Source organism: Oceanicaulis sp. (genome assembly GCF_051859625.1).
Taxonomy (GTDB): Bacteria; Pseudomonadota; Alphaproteobacteria; order Caulobacterales; family Maricaulaceae; genus Oceanicaulis.
On record NZ_JBHYFH010000002.1, the window covers coordinates 525274 to 538296 of the forward strand.

The 13023-nt window shown below is 63.5% G+C and carries 11 protein-coding genes; 8 read left to right on the top strand and 3 right to left on the bottom strand.

The features are described 5' to 3' along the window. Positions 1 to 39 precede the first annotated feature (39 nt). Positions 40 to 768 carry a triose-phosphate isomerase gene (tpiA, locus tag ACTIGF_RS12100; RefSeq protein WP_439637129.1) on the bottom strand — a complete coding sequence of 243 codons (729 nt, stop codon included), beginning with the start codon at positions 766 to 768 and terminating at the stop codon, positions 40 to 42. A 182-nt stretch (positions 769 to 950) separates the two neighbouring features. Between tpiA and ACTIGF_RS12105 the strand changes: the two genes are divergently transcribed. After that, positions 951 to 2858: a SurA N-terminal domain-containing protein gene (locus ACTIGF_RS12105; RefSeq protein WP_439637130.1), complete on the top strand. Its 1908-nt coding sequence runs from the start codon at positions 951 to 953 to the stop codon at positions 2856 to 2858. Between the two features lie 16 nt (positions 2859 to 2874). Beyond that, entirely contained in the window at positions 2875 to 4377 is a 1503-nt protein-coding gene (gene trpE, locus ACTIGF_RS12110) for an anthranilate synthase component I (RefSeq protein ID WP_439637131.1), read from the top strand. Here trpE and ACTIGF_RS12115 read toward each other — a convergent pair. After that, positions 4374 to 5354 (bottom strand): divergent polysaccharide deacetylase family protein, encoded by a 981-nt coding sequence (locus ACTIGF_RS12115; RefSeq protein ID WP_439637132.1) that lies wholly within the window; start codon positions 5352 to 5354, stop codon positions 4374 to 4376. The genes trpE and ACTIGF_RS12115 overlap by 4 nt on opposite strands. Before the next feature lie 89 nt (positions 5355 to 5443). On the opposite strand from ACTIGF_RS12115, the gene ACTIGF_RS12120 reads away from it, so the two are divergent. The 5 genes from ACTIGF_RS12120 to ACTIGF_RS12140 all read left to right on the top strand — a co-directional run bounded on the left by ACTIGF_RS12120 (position 5444) and on the right by ACTIGF_RS12140 (position 9363). Further along, a complete protein-coding gene (locus ACTIGF_RS12120; protein ID WP_439637133.1) occupies positions 5444 to 6031 on the top strand; it encodes an anthranilate synthase component II in 588 nt (195 codons plus the stop codon). After that, complete coding sequence (trpD, locus tag ACTIGF_RS12125; protein WP_439637134.1) at positions 6028 to 7044, top strand: anthranilate phosphoribosyltransferase; 1017 nt, start codon at positions 6028 to 6030, stop codon at positions 7042 to 7044. The genes ACTIGF_RS12120 and trpD overlap by 4 nt, the downstream gene beginning before the upstream one ends. Before the next feature lie 27 nt (positions 7045 to 7071). Next, the gene (trpC, locus tag ACTIGF_RS12130; RefSeq protein WP_439637135.1) at positions 7072 to 7863 is read left to right on the top strand and encodes an indole-3-glycerol phosphate synthase TrpC; all 792 of its coding nucleotides are present in this window, start codon (positions 7072 to 7074) and stop codon (positions 7861 to 7863) included. Positions 7864 to 7947: 84 nt separating this feature from the next. Next, positions 7948 to 8625: a transcriptional repressor LexA gene (lexA, locus tag ACTIGF_RS12135; RefSeq protein ID WP_439637136.1), complete on the top strand. Its 678-nt coding sequence runs from the start codon at positions 7948 to 7950 to the stop codon at positions 8623 to 8625. A gap of 63 nt (positions 8626 to 8688) precedes the next feature. After that, a complete protein-coding gene (locus ACTIGF_RS12140) occupies positions 8689 to 9363 on the top strand; it encodes a 2-hydroxychromene-2-carboxylate isomerase (protein ID WP_439637137.1) in 675 nt (224 codons plus the stop codon). Between the two features lies 1 nt (position 9364). Here the strand turns inward: ACTIGF_RS12140 and ACTIGF_RS12145 are convergent, their stop codons facing one another. Then, positions 9365 to 11407, bottom strand: coding sequence for a ComEC/Rec2 family competence protein (locus ACTIGF_RS12145; protein WP_439637138.1), 2043 nt, complete (start codon positions 11405 to 11407; stop codon positions 9365 to 9367). A gap of 187 nt (positions 11408 to 11594) precedes the next feature. On the opposite strand from ACTIGF_RS12145, the gene gltX reads away from it, so the two are divergent. Continuing rightward, a complete protein-coding gene (gltX, locus tag ACTIGF_RS12150) occupies positions 11595 to 12986 on the top strand; it encodes a glutamate--tRNA ligase (protein ID WP_439637139.1) in 1392 nt (463 codons plus the stop codon). The last annotated feature ends 37 nt before the right edge of the window (positions 12987 to 13023 follow it).

Sequence of the window (13023 nt, forward strand, 5' to 3'; positions counted from 1 at the left end):
ATTCAGGGTGGACGCTACCTAAAAACTCTGAAGATCGCCTTACCGGGCCGATTGAATGATTCGGGCGAAGTCTTGAGGCTTCAAACTGGCGCCTCCGACAAGTCCGCCATCAATATCAGGTTGAGCCATTAGCGCCTCTGCATTTACAGGGTTCATTGAGCCGCCATAGACAATACGTAACATATCTGCGTCCCGTCCGGGCCAGGCCGACCGGATGGCGGCGTGCATGGCCTGCGCATCTTCGGGCGTCGCGGTTCGGCCCGTCCCGATCGCCCAAACCGGCTCATAGGCGATGACGATGTGGCCCGCGTCACACGCCGGCAAGCTGGCCAGAAGCTGGCGAACCACCACGCTTTCGGCCGCGCCTGATTCACGCTCGTCCAGGGTCTCTCCGACACACAGAATCGGGATCAGCCCGGCATCCAGCGCAGCGGCGGCTTTCACTTTCACGATTTCATCAGTCTCGCCATGATCCGACCGGCGTTCGCTATGACCGACAATCACATGGGTGCACCCCAGATCCGCCAGCATCACGGCGCTCAGATCACCTGTATGCGCGCCCGACGCCTGCGCGGCGCAGTCCTGACCGCCAAGTTTCAGCCAGTCGGGCTTTTCATTCGCCATCACTGAAACCAGCGTCGCCGGCGGGCAGAGAAGCACGTCGCAGCGAGGCTCGGCGCCCAAAGCCTCAGACAGAGCCTTTGGAAAAGCACGGTCCTTGACCAGCCCGTTCATCTTCCAATTGCCCGCCACTAGCTTGCGCCGCATCATCGCCATCCCCGCTTTTTGTCTTGTTTATGTCCTGCGCCCCTGTCGATCAGACGCGGCGCGCTGAAATAGCAGTGTAAGAGTGTGGCCGCAACGCACTGGCCTGCTTGCCGCACAAGCCCCGCGCGGCTACGGTCCCGCCGCTATGCTCACCAGCCCTTTGGACTGATCTGGAACGCTCAATGCTGTCGCTTATCCGCTCGCTCGCCCGTTCGCCCATTATCGGCGGTATGATTATCGCACTGCTCATCGCCGCATTTGCGTTGTGGGGCGTGACCGATATCTTCCGCAACAACAGCAGCGCTGCTCTGATTGTGGGGCCTGAAACGGTCAGCGCATCCGAGCTGGCGCGCACCTATGAGCGCCAATTGTTTCAGATCCAGCGCGACAACCCCGAAATCACCCGTGAACAGGCCGATGAGATGGGCTTGGGTGATTCTGTGGTTCAGCGTCTGATCGCCGAAACCGCGGTCGACGCGAAGGCCGATCAGATGGGGATGACGATCTCTGACAGCACCTTGTTTGAGACCCTGCGCTCCGTTCCCGCCTTCCAGAACCCGTTCACCAGCCAGTTTGACCCCAACACCTACGCCTCGGTGCTGCGCGAAAACGGGTATGGCGGCCCGCTGGCCGAGCGCCAGTTTGAAGCCGACATCACCAGCGAGCTGCGTCGCGGCCAGTTCATCGCCGCCGCCCTGGGCGGCGTCTACGCGCCTGAGATTTTCGGCGATATCCGCGCCGCCTATAATGGCGAGCGCCGCAGCCTGCGCGCGCTGTTTCTCCAGCCCAGCCTGGTGGATGCGCCTGAAGCGCCTGATGATGACACGCTGACGGCTTTCATCAGTGAAAATGCACGCATCTTTGAACGTCCCGAACAGCGCCGCCTGACGCTGATGCGGATCAGCCCGGCAGATTTCCTGCGCGATGTCGACGTGTCCGATGAAGACCTGCAAGCGCTTTACGACTTCCGCCTGGACAATGGCGATCTGGCAGAACCTGCGACCCGTTCGCTGACCCAATGGCCGGCGCCCGATCAGCAGACAGCCGAAACCGCCGCAGCGCGTCTGAGCGCTGGCGAGACCGTTTCAACGGTGGTCAGTGAATTGAGCCTGGGCGAGGAAGTCGCCCTGGCCGATGTGCAGTCCTATCAGGTGCCCGACGGTCAAATCGCCGAACAGGCCTTCACAATGGCGGCTGGCGACATCGCCGCCATTGAGAGCCAGCTGGGCTGGCGTGTGGTGCGCGTCGACGCCGCAAACGATCCTGACACGCCTTCGCTTGCAGAGCTTGAAGCTGAATTGCGCGACGAGCTGGCGCGCGACAACGCCGAAGGCATGATGCTGGACGCGCTGGGCGTGTTCGAGGAGGAGCGCGGCAATGGCGCGACGCTGGAAGAAGCGGCCATGCAAGCGGGCCTGATCGCTGAACGGATCGATTTCGTCGCTGCGAACGGCTATTCAGCCGACCGCGAGCCGGCCCTGACCCTTATCCAGAACCCTGACCTTCTGACGGCCGCGTTCAGCGCTCAACAAGGCTTCGCGACCGATCTTGAAAGCTATGGCGAAGATGGGGGATATTTCGTGGTTCGCGTGGATGAGATCGAGCCTGCACGCCTGTCCGAGCTTTCTGAAGTGCGTGAAGACGCCGCGCAATTCTGGATCATGCGTGAAACCGACAACCGCTTGCAGACCCTGGTTGATGACGTGCAGGCGCGTCTGGATGCCGGTGAAGCGCCTGACGCCATCGCTGACTCCCTGGGAACGGGCGCACGGGTTGAAACCGCGGTTCTGGGACGCGGCGAAACGGCGGGTCCGTTCAGCGCCCAGCTGGTCGGTCAGGCCTTCCGTCTGCCTGAAGGGGAACGCTTCGCCGCCCGCGCCGGCAATCAGACCACCCGCGCCATCGTCATCGTGGATGACGTGATCGCCGTGGATCCGGCGCAGGCGGAACGCCCGTCACAGCAAGAGCTGACGAACGAGCTTCGCAATGACGCCACCCAGATCGTCACCAGCGCGTTGATCAACGCCTATGATGTCCGTACAGACCAGGCCCTGATTGATCAGGCGCTGGGTCGCACCACGACGCAATAACAGGCCCCGGCGTTTCATGACCGTCTTCGCTCCGGACATCGACACGGCGACCGAGCTGTGCGCGCGCGGCCAGACGGTGCTGCTGACCGCCACGCGCGTTGACGATCTTGAGACGCCCGTTTCGGCCTATCTCAAGCTCGCCTCTCACAACGCCAACACGTTCCTGCTGGAAAGCGTGGAGGGTGGCGCGTTCCGCGGTCGGTATTCCGCCATTGGCCTTGACCCGGATCTGATCTGGCGCTGCCGCGGCGATCAGGCCGAAATCGCCCACGCGCCCGCCCCTGGCGTCGCGCCCGGCGCATTCGAGCTGTGTGCTGACGCGCCCCTGCAATCGCTACGGACCTTGATCGAAGACAGCCGCCTGACCCTGCCGTCGGGTCTGCCTCCCATCTCGGCGGGCCTGTTCGGCTATCTGGGCTATGACATGATCCGGCAGGTTGAACGCCTGCCCGATCAGGCCGCGCCCGAACCGTTAGGCCTGCCTGAGGGGCAATTGCTGCGCCCACGGGTCATGGTGGTGTTTGACGCCTTGCGTCAGGAAATCCTCGCCGCCGCTCCGATCCGCCCCGTGCCCGGCGCAGACCCTGAATTGCTGGTGGACGCCGCGCGTCGGCGGATCGAAGCTGTCTTCGCCCGGCTCGACGCCCCGGCCCCGATCGCCAGCGCGTCCGAGCCCTGGGCCATGCCAGAACCGGTCAGCAATATGGAGCCGGCCCAGTACCGCAAGAATGTCGAGACCGCGAAAGAGTATATTCGCGCCGGCGACATTTTTCAGGTGGTCCCGAGCCAGCGCTTCTCTGCGCCGTATTCAGCAACGCCGCTCTCGCTGTACCGATCCTTGCGCCGGACCAATCCGTCGCCCTTCCTGTATTTCTTCAATCTGCCGGGCTTCGCCATTGTCGGGTCGAGCCCGGAAATTCTGGTGCGTTTGCGCGGCGACACCGTCACCGTGCGCCCGATCGCCGGAACCCGGCCGCGCGGCAATTCCGAAGAAGCCGATCAGGCCCATGAAGCCGATCTGCGCGCAGACCCCAAGGAACGCGCGGAACACCTGATGCTGCTCGATCTGGGCCGCAATGATGTGGGCCGGGTCGCCAAGGCGGGCACAGTTCGCGTCACCGAGCGCGAGATCATCGAACGCTACAGCCACGTCATGCACATCGTCTCCAATGTGGAAGGCCAGCTGGCGGACGGCGAGGACGCGATTTCCGCGCTGATGGCGGGCTTCCCCGCCGGCACGGTGTCCGGCGCGCCCAAGGTTCGGGCGATGGAGATCATTGACGAACTCGAACCCCATCGCCGCGGCATCTATGCCGGCGCCGTGGGGTATTTCGGCGCCAATGGCGATATGGACATGGCGATCGCGCTGCGCACCGCCATCGTCAAGGATGGCCGCATGCACGTGCAGGCGGGCGCGGGCGTCGTGCTCGATTCCGATCCGGAGTCCGAGCATCAGGAAACGGTGAACAAGGCGCGCGCCCTGTTCCGCGCCGCCGCCGAAGCCTGGCGTTTCGTCTAGCTGTCCACGATCTGCGCTTGCGCCGCGCCCAAGGCGCTAATCGTCACCAGCTCCACGCCCACGGCGTCCGCCCGGCGCGACAGATCCGCCAGCACCGCCAGGGTTTCAGGGCGTGGATGGCCAATGGCGATCGCCTGCCCGTTTTGCAGCGCCAGCGCCAGCGCCTGATTGAGCTGCACGCTCACAGACGCCTCGTCGGGCACATGATCGAGAAACACATCGCGCGTCATCGCGGTCAGGCCTGCAGCCTGCGCCGCCGAAGCGGCTTGCGAGCGCGGATGGGTCAGCGAATCCACGAACAGCATGGAGCGCGGCAGATCGCTCGCAGAAAACATCGCGTCCATAGCGCGCCGGTCCGAGGTCAATCGGCTGCCCATATGATTATTGAACCCCACAGCGCCAGGAACGCGCGAAAACGCCCAGCCGATGCGCGACGCCATCTCGGTCGGGCTCTGAAATTCAGTCAGGGCGTGCGGGCCGGGATCTTCCACGCCCACAGGCTCCATCGGCAAATGCACGAACACTTCACGCCCCGCCTGCGCCGCTTCGCGGGCGATGACGGACGCCGCCTCGGCATAGGGCAGGATGGACAAGGTGACAGGCGCATCCAGTGCGATCAGACGCCGGGCCGCTGCCACATCCAGCCCCACATCATCAATAATGACGGCCATTTGCGGACGAGCAGGCGTGAGATTGGGGGCCAAAAGCACAGGAGCGACGGGCTCAGGCGCGAGGCTTGAAGGCTCGGCTTCAGAACGTTCGAGCGTGGTATCGAGCCGATCCGCCGCCTCCACCCGGATCACGCCGGGCCAGGACGAAGCGAGCTGGCGGGAGGCGAGGTCCGCGGGGGCGGCGACAGCGCGCGCCTCGGCCTCGCTGCTGTTGGCGCCCAGATTATAGGCGAGCGCCGCCACGAGCATAAAACCGGCGGCCAGGGCCGAGCCCAGATGCGGCGCATATGAAGCAGTACGGATCATCTCGATCTATTTACAGCGAGTCGCGGTTGGCGGCGCGTGTCGCCTTGCTTAAGTTCCACATCAGTTTTCACGGATGCCGCGAGCCCCCCATGCTGTTGATCATCGACAATTATGACAGCTTCACCTTCAACCTGGTCCATTACGTCCAGGAGCTGGGCGCGCCGACCCGCGTCATCCGCAATGACGCAATGAGCGCGCAAGAGGCTCTGGCTCTTGATCCGCAAGGCGTTCTGATCAGCCCCGGCCCTTGCGATCCGGACCGGGCGGGCATCTGCCTGGACCTGATCCGGAGCGCGCCGGAAGACCTGCCCATTTTTGGCGTCTGCCTGGGCTTTCAGTCGATCGGTCAGGTGTTTGGCGGCAAGGTCATTCAGGCCAAAGCGATCATGCATGGCAAGACCAGCCCGATCGAGCATGACGGCACAGGCGTGTTCGAGGGCCTGCCCTCGCCCTATCAGGCCACGCGTTATCACTCGCTGGCGGTGGATCTGCCCGATGGGACCGAGCTGGTCGCCAATGCGCATACCGAAGACGGCGAGATCATGGGGCTGATGCACAAGTCCCGCCCCATCCACGGCGTTCAGTTTCACCCTGAATCCATCGCGTCCGAGCACGGTCACGCGCTGATCGGCAATTTCCTGCGGCTGGCGGGTCTGGCCACAGAGCAAGCGGCATGAGCCGCATGCGCCCCGCCATCCAGGCCCTCGCCCAGGGCTTTGAGCCCGATGAGGGCGCGCTTGCGGACGCGTTTGACGCGCTGATGGAGGGTCAGGCCGATCCTGTCGAGGTAGGCGGGTTCCTGTTGGCGCTCACAGCGTTGGGGGAAAGCCCGCAAGCGCTGATGATCGGCGCAAAGGCCATGCGCGCCCGCATGACGCCGGTCAACGCGCCTGACGCCGCCATCGACACCTGCGGCACCGGCGGCGACGCGCGCGGCACCTGGAACATCTCGACCGCCGCCGCCCTCGTGGCCGCTGGCGCTGGCGCTGTCGTGGCCAAACATGGCAACAAGGCCGCCTCCTCCAAATCAGGCTCTGCGGAAGTGCTCGAAAGCCTGGGCGTGAACCTGTTCGCCAGCCCTGATCAGGTCGAAGCCGCGCTGGATCAGGCGCGCGTGGGCTTTTTGTTCGCCCAGGCCCATCACGGCGCGGTGCGCCATGTGGGACCGGCGCGCAAGACGCTGGGCGTGCGGACGATTTTCAACCTGCTGGGTCCGCTATCAAACCCGGCCGGCGCGAAACGTCAGCTGCTGGGCGTGTTTGACCGCAAATGGCTAGTCCCCATGGCCGAAGCCCTGCGCGGCTTGGGCGCGGACGCCGCCATGATCGTGCATGGCGAAGACGGACTGGACGAGATCACCACCACCGGCGTCAGCTATGTGGCCGAACTGACGCCGGACGGCATGATCCGCGAATACGAGATCACGCCTGAAGACGCCGGCTTGCAGCGCGCGGCGCTGGAAGACTTGCAGGGCGGCGAACCTGAAGAGAACGCCCAGGCGATCCGCGACCTTCTCAAAGGCGCGCCTGGTCCCTATCGCGATATTGTCCTGATCAACGCCGCCGCCGCGCTCAAGCTCGCCGGCCTGGCAGAAGATCTTAAGGCCGGCGCTGCACTGGCTGGCGTAGCGATTGATGACGGCCGCGCGCAATCGGCCCTCGACGCCCTCGTCAAAGCCAGCAACGCCTGAGCGACTACCCAGTTAAGAGAACGCCCCATGAGCGACGTCCTGAACCGAATTGAAGCCTATAAGCGCGCCGACATCGCCGAGCGTAAGGCTGCGCTGAGCTATGACGCGATTTGCGAACGGGCGCAGGACGCCTCTCCCGTGCGCGGCTTCAAGGCGGCGCTGGACCGCGATGCGGCTGCGAATGGGCTGAGCCTGATTGCGGAAGTGAAAAAAGCCAGCCCGTCCAAGGGTCTGATCCGCGCCGACTTCAACCCGCCCGTACTCGCCAAGGCCTATGAAGACGGCGGCGCCAGCTGCCTGTCCGTGCTGACCGACGAGCCCAGCTTTCAGGGCCATGACGACTTTCTGGTCGCGGCGCGCGCGGCGGTGTCTTTGCCGGTCCTGCGCAAGGATTTCCTCTACGACCCCTGGCAGGTCGCCGAATCACGCGCGCTGGGCGCGGATTGCATTCTGGTGATTCTCGCCAGCGTTGATGATTCCCTCGCCGCCGCGCTGATCGAGGAAGCGTTCAAATGGAATATGGACGCGCTGGTCGAAGTGCATGACGCCGCCGAAATGAAACGCGCTCTGGCCCTTCCCAGCCCGCTTGTGGGGGTGAACAACCGCAATCTGCGCACCTTCGAAACCTCACTGGAAACCTTTGAAACTCTTGCCCCTATGGTGGGTGATGACAGGTTTCTGGTGGCGGAAAGCGGCATCTTCACCCGTGACGACGCCGTCAGATTGCAGCACGCTGGCGCCAAGTCCCTGTTGGTCGGTGAAAGCCTGATGCGGCAGGACGATGTCACCGCGGCGACGCGCACCCTTATGGGGCTCTGAAAGCGTCGCAGCTTCACTTGACGTTAAGATGGAACATGCATAGAACACTGATCGTAGGTTTCTATTTTGTTCCAAGGGGCGATTATGCTGACCAAAAAGCAGCACGAGCTTTTGCTCTACATCAACAAGCGCTTGTCTGAAGACGGCGTGTCGCCTTCCTTTGACGAAATGAAAGAAGCGCTCAACCTGGCGTCCAAGTCCGGCGTCCACCGTCTGGTCAGCGCGCTGGAAGAACGTGGCTTCATCCGGCGACTGGCGCACCGGGCGCGAGCGCTGGAAGTGCTGAAACTGCCGCAAACCGGCGCGCCCTCGCCCGCCCCTGCCTCCAATGTGGTGAAAGCGCCCTTCGGCGCGCCTTCTCATGACGAAAGCAGCCAGGGCGTTGAAGTGCCGGTTCTGGGCCGGATCGCAGCCGGCGTGCCGATCGAGGCGATCCAGCATGAAACCGACCGATTGCCCGTCCCGGCGAACATGATTTCCGGCGGCGAGCACTTCGCGCTGGAAGTGCACGGCGATTCCATGATCGAAGCCGGCATCCTTGACGGCGATCTGGTGGTCATCAAGCGCGGCGACACCGCCAATACAGGCGATATCGTGGTCGCGCTCGTCCATGATGAGGAAGCCACGCTGAAAAAACTGCGCAAAAAGGGCGGCTCCATCGCTCTGGAAGCGGCGAACCCAGCTTACGAAACCCGCATTTTCGGCCCCAATGAGGTCAAGGTGCAGGGGCGTCTGGTCGGCTTGATCCGGCGCTATCACTAGGCGCGCTGCTTGGGTGGGTTTAGTCTGCGCGTCAGGGATTTGCCCAATCAGGACGACGCAGACATGACAGACCAGACCGCGCTCAGCTTTGACCTGTATTGGTCATTTCGCAGCCCTTACAGCTATATCGCCGCACAGCGCCTGCTGGCGCTGCGCGACCAGTACGGCTTCATGGTCAATGTGCGCATCGTGCGGCCGCTGGCGGTGCGTAGTCCTGAATTCTTTGAAGAACGCGATTCGCGCTGGATACATTATGTGATCGTGGATGTCGCGCGGGAGGCGGAACGCCTGGGCCTGCCCATCAGCGCCCCCTCGCCCGATCCGATTGCTCAGGACATCACGACCCTGAAGATCGCCGCTGAACAGCCGCGCATCAGTTATCTCAACCGTCTTGGGGTCATGGCGACGCAAGCGGGCGACGGGCTGGCGTATATCGCCGCCGCCAGCCGACGCATCTGGGGCGGAGCCAGCGCGGGCTATGAGACACCCTGGACCGATGACGGCGCGCTGGATGAAGCCGCCCATAAAGCTGGCCTCGATCCCGACTGGCTAAATTCGGAAGCCGACGCTCAATCTGACCAGATTGACGCCCAGATCCTCGAGAACGAAGCCAATCAGGATGCGGCTGGCCATTGGGGCGTGCCGTTGATGGTGTTTAACGGCGAGCCATTCTTTGGACAGGACCGCATCGACGCCCTGCTCTGGCGCATGTCTCAATCCGGGCTCAAGCTTCAATAAGCTAGCTGCCCTGCGCGCCGCCCCATAAACGGCCCTGCCGGGCTTGCTCGGCGCCGCGCATTCGCACCACTCGGCCCTCATGCACCCAGAATTCAAGCCCGCCCAGCTCGGCGCGCATCTCGTCATCTAACAGCAAGGCCGCGCAGCGGCGTTTGCGCCAGGCGGAGACGACCCCGTCAAAGACGATCAGATCCGCGCGATCGCAATCCTCCTCCAGCGCCTCGGGATTATCGGTGACGGCCAGCAGCAAACCCTCCGCAGTGCGTCCCGTACATCCCAAAGCGTCGCAAGCGAGCGCCGAGCGTTCCGGGCGGTAGCTCGCTCCGGTGCGTTGCAGGAAGACGCGCGCATCAAACCGGCCTCGCCTCCGATCACTCACGGTGAAGGCGTCTCCCGCCCCCTCAAACCGCGCCAACACCACGCCGCCGTCCGTAATCATCATCTGGGGCGGCGCCTGCACCATGAACAGCGTCAAGGCGGCGCAAACCAGCACACCGCCGCCCAGCCGCATCCACCCCAGCCCGATCACCAGACAGGCGAAACCCAGACCGTAAAGCGCCAGCAGCGCCGGATCCGCGGCGTTCGCGCTCACCACAGCCCCCTCAAGCGTTGACGCCCAATACGCCACATCCAGAACCCGGCGCAGCCCCTGATCCATGACCCACAGAAACGGGCCTTCAAGACCAATCACCGAAAACAACAGCGCCGCGCCGCCCGCCGGCATCACCCAGAACGTAAAAATCGGCATGGCCGCCAGATTAGCCAACAAGCCATAGGCGGCCATGCGCTGGAAGTGAAAAACGGCGAACGCGCCTGTCGCTGACCCTGCGATCAAGGATGTGGCGCTCAATCCCGCAATCGCGTCCTTGAGCTTTGCGAGGAGCGAGGTTGAGCCGCCGCCTTCGGGACGCCAGCGACGATAAACGTCAAAACTGGCGATCAAGGCCGCAACAGCGGCGAAGCTCATCTGAAACCCTGGTTCGATAACGCTTTCAGGCGTGATGAGGATGATGAAAATGGCCGCCAGCGCCAAAGACCGCATGGAAAAGGCCTGCCGGTCGCACAAGACGCCGACCAGCACCACGAACGCCATGATATAGGCGCGCTGGGTGGACACCGCCGCGCCTGACACGACCAGATAGAGGCTCGCCGCGACCAGCGCGCCCAGGGCTGCGGGTTTTCTTGGATCATGGCCGCGCGCCCAGGGCTCCCAGGCGGCGAAGATCAGACGGATCAGCCAATAGGCGCCGCCGGCGAACAAGGCCATGTGCAGCCCGGAAATCGCCAGGATATGGCCAAGCCCCGACAGACGCAGGGCCTCTGCGTCCTCAGACGACACCCGCGCCCGCTCCCCCGTCAGCAAGGCCGCCGCCACGGCGCCGGTTCTGGGCCCGCCCCCCGCCTGCAAACGCTCTGACAAGCGCCAGCGGAACCGCGCCAACTCGAGCATCACCGGTCTCGGCGCGGCGATTTGCGCAGGTTCCAGATCAGAGATCGCGTATCCCGTCAAACCGATCTGATCAAACCAGGCCGCCCGGCCCGGATCATACCCGCCTGCGGCCACAGGCGCAGAGGGCGGAGACAGGCGAGCGCGAACATGGATGGCGTCGCCCGGTTCAAATGCGCCTAGCCCCGCCCGGACGCGAACGCGCACCGGCGGCGTATCGGCGTGTTCAAGCTCATGGACCCGGATCAACAGGCGCGCACGCCCGTCCAATCGCTCCACGCGTTCGATCCAGCCCGTCACTTGCGCGCTGCGTTCACCCACGAAGCGGTCCAGCGGCGGCGGCGCCAGCGCATGGCTGCGATACCCCGCCAGCACAAAGCCCAGACAGATGCAGCCCAGAAGAACCCACAAATAGAGCGTGCTGACACCGCGTCGCACGCACCAGGCCAGACCAAAAAGCGCCGTGACAAAAACCCCTGTCAGGACTGGAGTAAGTCCAGGTTCAACCGGCCAGGAGAAATATCCCGCTGACCCCACCGCCAGCGCCACGGGCGCCCAAAGGATCAGGCGATAAGGGTCCGGTGCATTCAGGCTCAAAGGGGCGCCAAGACCGGACACCATCGCCCGGCGCAGAGCGGGAATTTCCCCTGGGGGTGGAAACTTGAACGACTTCACACCTTCATTTTGGCGTGAACATCAGGCTGAGGCTATGACGGATGCGGTTTGGCGTGCTAAAGAGCACGACCCTTCGCACTGCAGCATGAATTCGCAATTGCAAGATCATATGAAAATCATCACCCGGTTCGCGCCGTCCCCGACTGGCTATCTGCATATTGGCGGCGCTCGCACCGCACTGTTCAACGCGCTGTTCGCGCGGGCGAATGGCGGCGAATTCAAGCTGCGCATTGAAGACACTGATCGCGCCCGCTCAACCGACGAGACGGTTCAGGCGATCGTGGACGGCCTGAGCTGGCTGGGCCTGGAGTGGGATGGCGAGACCGTCTCCCAATTCGCCCGCGCTGACCGGCACCGGGAAATCGTGGACACGCTGATCGAAAGCGGCGCGGCGTTCCGATGCTATTGCACAGCCGAAGAGACAGAATACCTGCGCGAACAGGCGTTCGCAGAAGGCCGGGCGCTACGTTCGCCCTGGCGCGACCGCGCCCCGTCCGAAGCGCCTGCAGACACGCCTTTCGTCGTGCGCTTTCGCGCCTCAGACACCGACACGGTGATCGAGGATGCGGTTCAGGGACAGGTGCGCTGGGGCGCCAAGGAATTTGACGATCTTGTGCTGCTACGCGGCGACGGCAATCCCACCTATAATCTCGCCGTCGTGGTGGATGATCATGATATGGGCGTCACCCATATCATTCGCGGCGATGATCACCTGGTGAACGCCGGCCGTCAGGCCCAGATCTATAACGCGCTGGGCTGGGACATCCCCGTCTTCGCTCACATCCCGCTCATTCACGGTCCTGATGGCAAGAAATTGTCCAAACGTCATGGCGCGCTGGGCGTGGAAGCCTATCGCGACATGGGCTATCTGCCCGAAGGCCTGCGCAATTATCTGCTGCGGCTGGGCTGGTCCAAAGGCGATCAGGAATACTTCACTGACGCTGACATGATTGAGGCTTTTGACCTGAAAGGTCTCGGCAAAGCCCCCGCACGTCTGGATTTCGACAAGATGTCCAGCGTCAACGCCTGGCATATGAAGCGCGCCGACGATGCGCGTTTGACCGATCTGCTTTGGGATCGCCTGGAGGGCCGCGAGGATGTGCGGCTGGATGATCAGGCGAAAGTCTGGGTGTCTTCAGCGATGAAAGTGCTGAAAGAACGGGCGGCGACCCTCGCAGAACTGGAAGATCAGACCTATTTCCTTATCCGTCCGCGCCCGATCGAGTTGACGGGCAAAGCCGCAAAGGCGCTCAAGGATGACGCCAAGGCGCTCTTGTCGCGCCTTGCGGTGGTTTTAAGGGATACGCCAGATTGGACCGAGGCGGCTCTGGGCGAAGTGCTTAACGCTTTCGCAGAGGCTGAAGACGTTGGATTTGGCAAGGTGGGTCAGCCGCTCCGAGCGGCCCTCACCGGTGGCGCGCCAGCGCCGGACATGAGTTTCGTACTGGCGGTTCTGGGACGTGATGAAGTTCTGGATCGGCTCAATGACGTGATGGACTAGGTCGCGCCCCTTCACAGGCCGCGTTCATCATGACCCA

Bases quoted from the DNA above. Each gene is read 5' to 3' on its own strand.
- tpiA (WP_439637129.1), bottom strand. From the start codon at position 768: ATGCGGCGCAAGCTAGTGGCGGGCAATTGGAAGATGAACGGGCTGGTC.
- ACTIGF_RS12105 (WP_439637130.1), top strand. From the start codon at position 951: ATGCTGTCGCTTATCCGCTCGCTCGCCCGTTCGCCCATTATCGGCGGT.
- trpE (WP_439637131.1), top strand. From the start codon at position 2,875: ATGACCGTCTTCGCTCCGGACATCGACACGGCGACCGAGCTGTGCGCG.
- ACTIGF_RS12115 (WP_439637132.1), bottom strand. From the start codon at position 5,354: ATGATCCGTACTGCTTCATATGCGCCGCATCTGGGCTCGGCCCTGGCC.
- ACTIGF_RS12120 (WP_439637133.1), top strand. From the start codon at position 5,444: ATGCTGTTGATCATCGACAATTATGACAGCTTCACCTTCAACCTGGTC.
- trpD (WP_439637134.1), top strand. From the start codon at position 6,028: ATGAGCCGCATGCGCCCCGCCATCCAGGCCCTCGCCCAGGGCTTTGAG.
- trpC (WP_439637135.1), top strand. From the start codon at position 7,072: ATGAGCGACGTCCTGAACCGAATTGAAGCCTATAAGCGCGCCGACATC.
- lexA (WP_439637136.1), top strand. From the start codon at position 7,948: ATGCTGACCAAAAAGCAGCACGAGCTTTTGCTCTACATCAACAAGCGC.
- ACTIGF_RS12140 (WP_439637137.1), top strand. From the start codon at position 8,689: ATGACAGACCAGACCGCGCTCAGCTTTGACCTGTATTGGTCATTTCGC.
- gltX (WP_439637139.1), top strand. From the start codon at position 11,595: ATGAAAATCATCACCCGGTTCGCGCCGTCCCCGACTGGCTATCTGCAT.